The 8,548-nt window shown below is 66.3% G+C and carries 1 pseudogene; it reads right to left on the reverse strand.

Annotation, left to right across the window (positions count from 1 at the left end):
- Positions 1 to 8,548 (reverse strand): annotated as a pseudogene (locus tag A5652_RS29175) (amino acid adenylation domain-containing protein); the annotation flags it as partial.

Genomic DNA, 8,548 nt, shown 5'->3' on the forward strand with positions numbered 1-8,548 from the left:
GCATCCTCGAAGTCACCCAGCTGCTCGCGCTGCCACAGCGTGTAATCGACATACTGCACCGGCAACGGCGCCCAATCAGGAGCCTGCCCAGCACGCCGGCTGGCATAGGCCACCCCTAGGTCGGCCAGCAGCGGAGCGACCGACCAGCCATCGGCAGCAATATGGTGCACCACGGCCACCAACACATGGTCCTCATCGCCGAGACGGAAAAGTGTTGCCCGCACCGGGATCTCACACGACAAATCAAACGTGCGGCGCGCCGCGGCGCCGATGGCCTCATCCAACTGATTTGCCGACCAGCCGCTGGCATCCACCACCTCCCACCCGACATCTGCCTCCGTCGCGGGCACAACCACCTGCTGAGCTATCCCGTCGGGGGACACAAACAGCGTGCGCAGGCTCTCATGGCGGCCCACCACATCACCCAATGCCGCACCCAACGCTGCGCCGTCCAACTGGCCGACCAACCGCAACGCCGTGGCCATGTTGTAGACCGGGGATGGCCCCTGCAACTGGTCGATAAACCACAACCGCTGCTGGGCAAACGACAACGGCACCACCGCCGGCCGCTCCACCACTGCCACCAACGGCTCACGCCGACCCGACCCCCCGCCGACATGACACGCCAACTGCGCCACCGTGGGCGCCTCGAACACGGTGCGCACCGAAAGATCCGCGTCCAGTGCGGCGTTGATCGCCGCGACCAGGCGCATCGCCGAAATGCTGTCGCCGCCCAGATCGAAGAAGGAGTCATCGACTCCGACCCGCTCGACAGCCAGCGCCTCGGCGTAAATACCGGCCAAGATCTCCTCAACCGCGCTGCGCGGGGCCCGATACCCACCAGCGGTGTACTCCGGGGCCGGCAGGGCGCGAGCGTCGAGCTTGCCGTTGGGCGTCACCGGCAGCGCCTCAAGTGCCACCACCGCCGCAGGGATCATGTATGTCGGCAGCCGCTCGGCCAGCGCAGCACGCAGCTCAGTTGGGTCCGCGGTACCGGTCACATAACCGACCAGGAGCCGATCGCCCGGGCGGTCCTCACGGGCGATCACCACCGCCTGCGCCACCCCGGCCAAACTTGCTAGGGCGGTTTGGATTTCGCCGAGCTCGATGCGATACCCGCGGATCTTGACCTGCTCATCGGCGCGCCCCACATATTGCAGCTGCCCATCACCACGCCACCGCACCAAATCCCCGGTGCGATACATCCGTTGCCCCGGGACGCCGAAGGGGCAGGCCACGAACCGCGACCCGGTCAACCCGGCCCGGCCCACATACCCCACCCCGACCCGGGCACCGGCCACGTACAACTCACCGACCACCCCGACCGGCGCCGGGCGCAACCACTCATCCAGCACGAACAACGCCGCCCCCGCCACCGGCGAGCCGATCGGCACCACCTGCGGGGCCGCGCTCAACGGCGCGCTGAAGGATGCCCAGATCGTGGTCTCGGTGGGGCCGTAGCCGTTGATCATCACCCGACCGGGCGCCCAACGCTCCACCAGCTCGGGTGGGCAGGGCTCACCGCCCACCACCACGGCCACCGACTCCAACCCCTCCGGGGAGAGCACCCCCAACGCAGAAGGGGTTTGATTTAAGACGCTGACCTGTTCAGCAACCAGCAACGCGTGGAAGTCCTCAGGTGAGTGGGCCACCTCCTCGGGCACCACGACCAGCCGCCCACCCCGCAGCAACGCGCCCCAAATCTCCCACACCGAAAAGTCGAAAGCATAAGAGTGAAACTGCGTCCAGACCTGGCCCGGCGCCGGCTCAATACCGCCGTCTAATGACTCAAATAACCAGGTCACATTGTGGTGGGTGATGGCGACGCCTTTGGGGGCACCGGTGGTGCCTGAGGTATAGATCAGGTAGGCGATGTCATCGGGGGCCGGCGCCCGCAGTCCCGTGCTGGGCTGGGCGTCCACAATGGGGTCATCGATATCGATTACCACCACGTCATGGCCGTCCAGGCGCGCCCGAAGGTCTGTGGTGGTGACGGCGGCGATCGGGGTGGCATCGCCGAGCATGAATCCGATCCGGGCCACCGGCAGCGCCGCGTCGATTGGCAGATAAGCCGCCCCGGTTTTGAGCACCGCCAGAATCGCCACGATCGCCTCAGCCGAACGCGACAACAGCAGCGCCACACACTGTCCCGGGCCCGCCCCATGGCGAGTCAAAAGATTCGCCAACCGGTTAGCGGCCTCATCGAGCTCGCGGTAGGTCCACGAACGCCGCCCGCAGGTAAGCGCCACCGCCTCCGGTGTGCGGGCCACCTGCGCGCCAAACGCCTCCGGCACCGACACCGCTGGTCCCGTGGGCCTAGCCAACGTGGCGCGGTTGCCCCACCGATCCAGGCGGGCGTGCTCGGCGGCATCGAGTATATCCAGCGACGACAATGGCCGGGTCGGGTCGGCACTCATCGCCACCAACACCCGAGCCAACCGCGCGATCAGCGCCTCGATGCTGGCGGTGTCGAACACCTCGGTGTCGTATTCGACGCGAAGGCCCAGTTCGCGTCCCGGCTGGGCTTGCACCGTCAGCGGGTAGTGGGTGTGTTCGCGGGTGGTCGCCTCATTGACGGACAATTCCTGGGTGTCCGATAGCGCGGCGGTGTCGACCGGGTAGTTTTCGTATACGAACAATGTGTCGAATAGTCGGTCGTGGCCGGTGATTCGGTGAATGTCGCTTAACGCCAGGTGCTGATGCTCCAGGGTGTGGTTATAAGCGTTTTGCAGCTGGTGGAGCAGCTGTGCGGTGGTCGTTGTGGCGGTGATCGTCGCCCGAACCGGCACCGTATTAATGAACAGGCCCACCATCGATTCGGCGCCGAGCACCTCGGTGGGTCGCCCCGAGACTGTGGTGCCGAAGGCGACATCATGCTGGCCGGTCAGCCCGCACAGCAGCTGCGCGAAAGCGCCCTGCAGGACCGTGTTGATAGTGGTGTGGTGCGCGCGCGCCAGCTCGCTGAGCGCCCGCGTGGTCGTCTCGGGCACCCGATACGAGGCAATGCTTCGCCGCCCTACCCTCAACCGGTCCGCCGGACCAACCAAGGTCGGCGTGTCAAAGCCGGCGAGCACCTCACCCCATACCGCACGGGCTGCATCCAGGTCGCGTTCGGCCAGCCAGGTAACAAACCTGCGGTACGGCGCCGGCGCAGGCAGCCACTGCCCGTTATAGGCGGCGAAAATTTCTCGCAACAGGATCGGCGACGACCAGCCATCCATGACGATGTGATGGCTAGTCAACACCAACCGGTGCCCATCTGGCGCCGTGCGGATCAGGGCCGCCCGAAAAGGCGGCTGGTCAGCCAGATCATAGACAGCGGCGCGCTCCTGGGCGCACAGCTGCTGGATCTGCTCGTCGACATCGACATCCCTTGCGCCCAGTTCGACGTAACTCCATCCCGGTTCAGGATCGGCCGGAATGAGCTGCACGGGCTCGTCGAGCTCTATGTTGAAACGGGCTGCCAGGTTTGGATGCCGGTTGACCACCGTGTGGACCGCATCACGCAGCCGGTAAGGGTCAAGCGGGCCAGTCAGGCTGATGGCCACCTGCACCGCATACAAATCGTCGCCATTACGCTGTGCCGTGCTGGCGTGAAAGAGCAACCCCTGTTGCAGCGGGGTCAACGGCCATACGTCAGCGATCTGCATAGCGCCGCTGAAGCTTGTCGATCTGCTGCTGGCTGAGAGAGGCGACGACATCGGAGGGCGTTAACCCGCCTCCGCCGCCCCGCACGTATGTGCAGATGCCGGCCAGCGCCTCGAACCACAGCCGGCTCAGCCGGTGGACCTGTGTGTGATCGAGTGCCGAGGGCGCCCACGACCAATTGGCATGCAATTGGGTGCCGACATCGGTGTCCACCACGCCGGCGTTGAGCTCCACGGTGTGTGCTAGCGGCATGGGCACCGCCGCGGCGGTGGCAGCGACCGAGAAGCCGTCTGCGCTGACCCGCCACAGCTCATCGGAAAGCTCTGTCGTGGCTGCGACTATCCGTCCCAGATAGTTGAATCCGATCACTGGGTCGGAGTCGCCGAGGTCCACCTCGGGATTGAGATAGCGCAACACCCCATAGCTCAGCGGATGCGGCAATTTACGCAGCTGCTCCTTGACGTCTTTGATCACCCGTCCCAGCCCGGCATCACCAGCAACCACCTGCGGCCATGACAACCCACCCACACTCAACGCCACCGGATACTTGGTGGTAAACCAGCCCACCGTGCGGGACAAGTCCACCTCAGCGCCCAACTCCTCATGACGCCCATGACCCTCGACGTCGATACCGACCGGCTCGGACCCGTTGCCCACAAACTGCGCCACCGCCAAGGCGTAGGCGATCAGCAAGACATCTTGGATACCGGCGTGAAACGCCGCGGGCACCTCACCGAGCAGCATCCGGGTGGTCTCGACCTCCAGCCACGCCGACACGTTCCCTGCGCTTGCATAGGTATCCAGCGCCGGCTGCGGCGCCGGCAACACCGCCGGAGCCCCCACCAGCTGCTTCCACGCATCAGCCAGCTCCACCACGTCGCGGCGGTGGGAATAGTCGCCCAGCAACGCCGCCCACCGGGCAAACGACGTCCCGGTCACCGGCAACACCACCGATTGGCCGCCACGGTGCTGGGCCCAGGCCGTATTGAGGTCCTCCGACAAGATCCGCCACGACACCGCATCGACGGCCAGATGATGAACGATCAACACCAACTGACCGGCCCCGGCGGCCCATAACCCGCTCAGCATCACCCCTGCCGCCGGGCTCAGCCGCGCCCGCGCTTCCACCAGCGCTTCATCGGACAACACGTCCACCACCTGCAGGCACCCGCGCGCGTCCACCGCACCCGCCTCGGGAACCTGCAACACCCAGCTCCCCGCGCCATCGTCCTCGATGCGTGCCCGCAGCATGGCATGCCGATCCAACAACGCCTGTACCAGCACCACCACATCGGCCTGGCTCACCCCCGCCGGAGCCGACACCACCATCGTCTGGTTGAACTCATCGATGGGGCCCTCCACACTGGCCAACCAGCGCATGATCGGGGTCGCGGGCAGCGGCCCAGATCCCTCATCGACCACCCCGCCCGCAGCCTCGGCCGCCCCCACTACCCGGGCCAGTCGCGCCACACTCTGCTCGACGAACACATCACGCGGCCGACATACCAGACCGGCCGACCGCGCTCGAGCCACCACCTGCATCGACGAAATGCTGTCCCCACCCAGCTCGAAAAACGAGTCATCGACCCCGACCCGCTCCACCCCCAGCACGTCGGCGTAGATGTCGGCCAGGATCTCCTCGACCGCGTCGCCCGGGGCGCGATACCCAGTAGCGCTGTACTCCGGTGCGGGCAGGGCCCGGGTATCCACCTTGCCGTTGGGTGTCAACGGCAATACGTCGAGCGCCACCACGACCGCCGGCACCATATACGCCGGTAGCCGCTCACCCAGCGCAGCACGCAGCCCGACGGTGTCCGCAATCCCGGTCACATAACCGACCAGGCGCGTGACGCCGGGGCGGTCCTCGCGGGCGATCACCACGGCCTGCTCCACCCCCGCCAGGGAAGCCAGGGCGGCTTGCACTTCGCCGAGTTCGATGCGATAACCGCGGATCTTGACCTGCTCATCGGCACGCCCGAGATAGGTCAGCTGCCCATCGGGGCGCCAGCACACCAAGTCGCCGGTGCGATACATCCGCTGTCCTGGGTCGCCGAACGGGCAGGCCACAAACCGTGACCCGGTCAACCCCGCCCGGCCCACATAGCCCACACCCACCCCGGCACCGGCCACATACAACTCACCGACCACCCCGACCGGCACCGCACGCAACCAGCCATCGAGCACAAACAGCGCCGCTCCTGAGACCGGCGACCCGATGGGCACGGCACCGGAGCCGGGCGCCAGCGGCGCGCTGATCGCCACACACATCGTGGTCTCGGTCGGGCCATACGCATTGACCATCACCCGCCCGGGCGCCCACCGTTCCACCACCTCGGGCGGGCAAGCCTCACCGGCCATCACCAACGCCACCGACTCCAAACCCTCATCCGAGAGCGCCACCACCGCCGAGGGGGTCTGGGTCAACACGCTGACGCCTTCGGCGACCAGCAGGGCGTGGAAGTCTTCTGATGCAGCCGTCACCTCTTCGGGCACTACTACCAGCCGCCCACCCCGCAACAACGCACCGAAGATCTCCCACGCCGACACGTCGAAGGCCAACGAATGACACAGCGGCCACACCCCGGCCGTCGGCAGACCCGCATCCAACGACTCCAACAGCGCAGTCACGTTGCGCTGGGTGATGGCCACCCCCTTGGGCAGCCCGGTGGTGCCCGAGGTGTAAATCACGTACGCGATGTCCTCAGCACCCGACCCCGGCAACGCCGTGGCGGGCTGATCATCCACCGCGGGATCATCGACATCGATGACGAGCACCTCGTGGCCGTCCAGCCGGGGGCGCAGCTTCGCGGTTGTGATCGCGGCCACCGGCGCGGCATCAGCAACGATGAACCCGATTCGCACGTCGGGATACGCGGGGTCGATCGGCAAATACGCCGCCCCCGCCTTCAGCACCGCCAACATCGCCGTGATCGCCTCAACGGAACGGTTGAACAGCAGTGCCACGTACCCACCCGGACCCACACCCCGGCCGACCAACAAGTGCGCCAACCGATTCGACGCCTCATCCAGCTGGCGGTAACTCAAGCAGCGGCCCTCATACGTCACCGCCACCGCCTCCGGTGTTTCGGCCACCCGCGCGGCGAACAACGCCGGCACCGACACTGGCGCGGACGCCGGCTGGGTCAACACCGCCCGGTTACCGAGCTCATTTAATCGGGCCTGGTCACCGGCATCGAGCACATCCACGGACGACAATGGACGCCCGGGATCGGCGGTCATTCCCAGCAACACCCGCGCCAACCGCGCGATCAGCCCCTCGATGCTGGCCGCATCGAACACATCGGTACGAAACTCCACAGCCCCGGAGATCCCGGCGGGCTCACCGGCCTCACTCCAATGTTCACCGAGGGAAAATGTCAGGTCCATACGGGCGGTCTGGGTGTCCACCGGCACGGGGGTGAGCTGCACATCACCTAAACTCAGCCCAGCCGCGGGGTGTCCGGCGAAGTTCTGCCAGGCCAACGCCACCTGCACCAGTGGGTGATGCGACAGGTTGCGGGTCGGGTTGAGCCGCTCCACCAGCACCTCAAAGGGCACATCCTGGTGTTCGTAGGCGGCCAGGCTGCGGGCGCGGACCTGCGCCAACAACTCGGCCACGCTGGGGTTCCCGGTCAGGTCGACCCGCAGCACCAAGGTGTTGACGAAAAACCCCACCAACGTATCCAGCGCTGGGTCGCGTCGTCCGGCGATCGGGAACCCCACCGCCACGTCAGCACTGCCGCTCAGCTTCGACAACAGCACCGCCAAGGCGGTCTGGATCACCATGAAACTGGTCGCGTTGTGCTCGCGCGCCATCCGCATCACCTGCTGCTGCAATCCGGCCGGCCAGTCCACCACCACGCTGGCGCCGCGGTGATCAGCCACCGGTGGGTACGGCCGATCGGTGGGCAGCTGCAGCCGTTCGGGCAACCCGGCCAGGGCCTGCTCCCAATAGGCCAACTGGGCGGCAATCGGGCTGTCGGCATCGGCCAGATCACCCAATAGTGCGCGCTGCCACAGCGTGTAATCGACGTACTGCACCGGCAACGGCGCCCAGTCCGGGGACTGGCCCGCACAACGGCTGGCATAGGCGATCCCCAGATCCGTCAACAACGGGGTGATCGACCAGCCATCAGCAGCGATATGGTGCACCACGGCAACCAACACATGGTCCTCATCACCAAGACGGAAAAGTGTTGCCCGCAACGGAATTTCAGTGGCGAGATCAAACACGTACCGCGCCGCGGCATTGACCGCAGCACTCAGCTGGCTTGCCGACCAGCCACTGGCATCAACCACCTCCCACCCGATATCGGCCCCCTCAACGGGGACAACCACCTGCTCGGGTATCCCGTCGGGCGCCACAAACAGCGTGCGCAGACTCTCATGGCGACCCGCCACATCACCCAGCGCCCCACCCAACGCCTCAACATCAAGCTCGCCGCCGAGCCGCAACGCGGTCGCCATGTTGTAGACCGGCGAAGGTCCCTGCAACTGGTCGATAAACCACAACCGCTGCTGGGCAAACGACAAGGGCACCACCGCCGGCCGCTCCACCGCCACCAGCGGCTCACGCCCACGCGAACCCACCCCGATACGACGCGCCAACTGGGCCACCGTGGGCGCCTCAAACACAGCGCGCACAGCAAGATCCGTATCCAATGTGGTGTTAATCGCGGCGATCACCCGCATCGCCGAAATGCTGTCGCCACCCAGCTCGACGAACGAGTCATCGACCCCGACCCGCTCCAGGCCCAGCATCTCGGCGTAAATACCGGCGAGAATCTCCTCGAGGGGGCTGGCCTGGGTGTAATAACGATGGCCATCGCTGTATTCGGGTGCTGGTAGGGCGCGTGTGTCGAGTTTGCCGTTGGGTGTCAATGGCAGGGCGTCGATGACT

Origin of the sequence: Mycobacterium sp. 1165178.9 (genome assembly GCF_001673555.1) — a bacterium.
In the GTDB taxonomy this organism is placed as follows: domain Bacteria; phylum Actinomycetota; class Actinomycetes; order Mycobacteriales; family Mycobacteriaceae; genus Mycobacterium.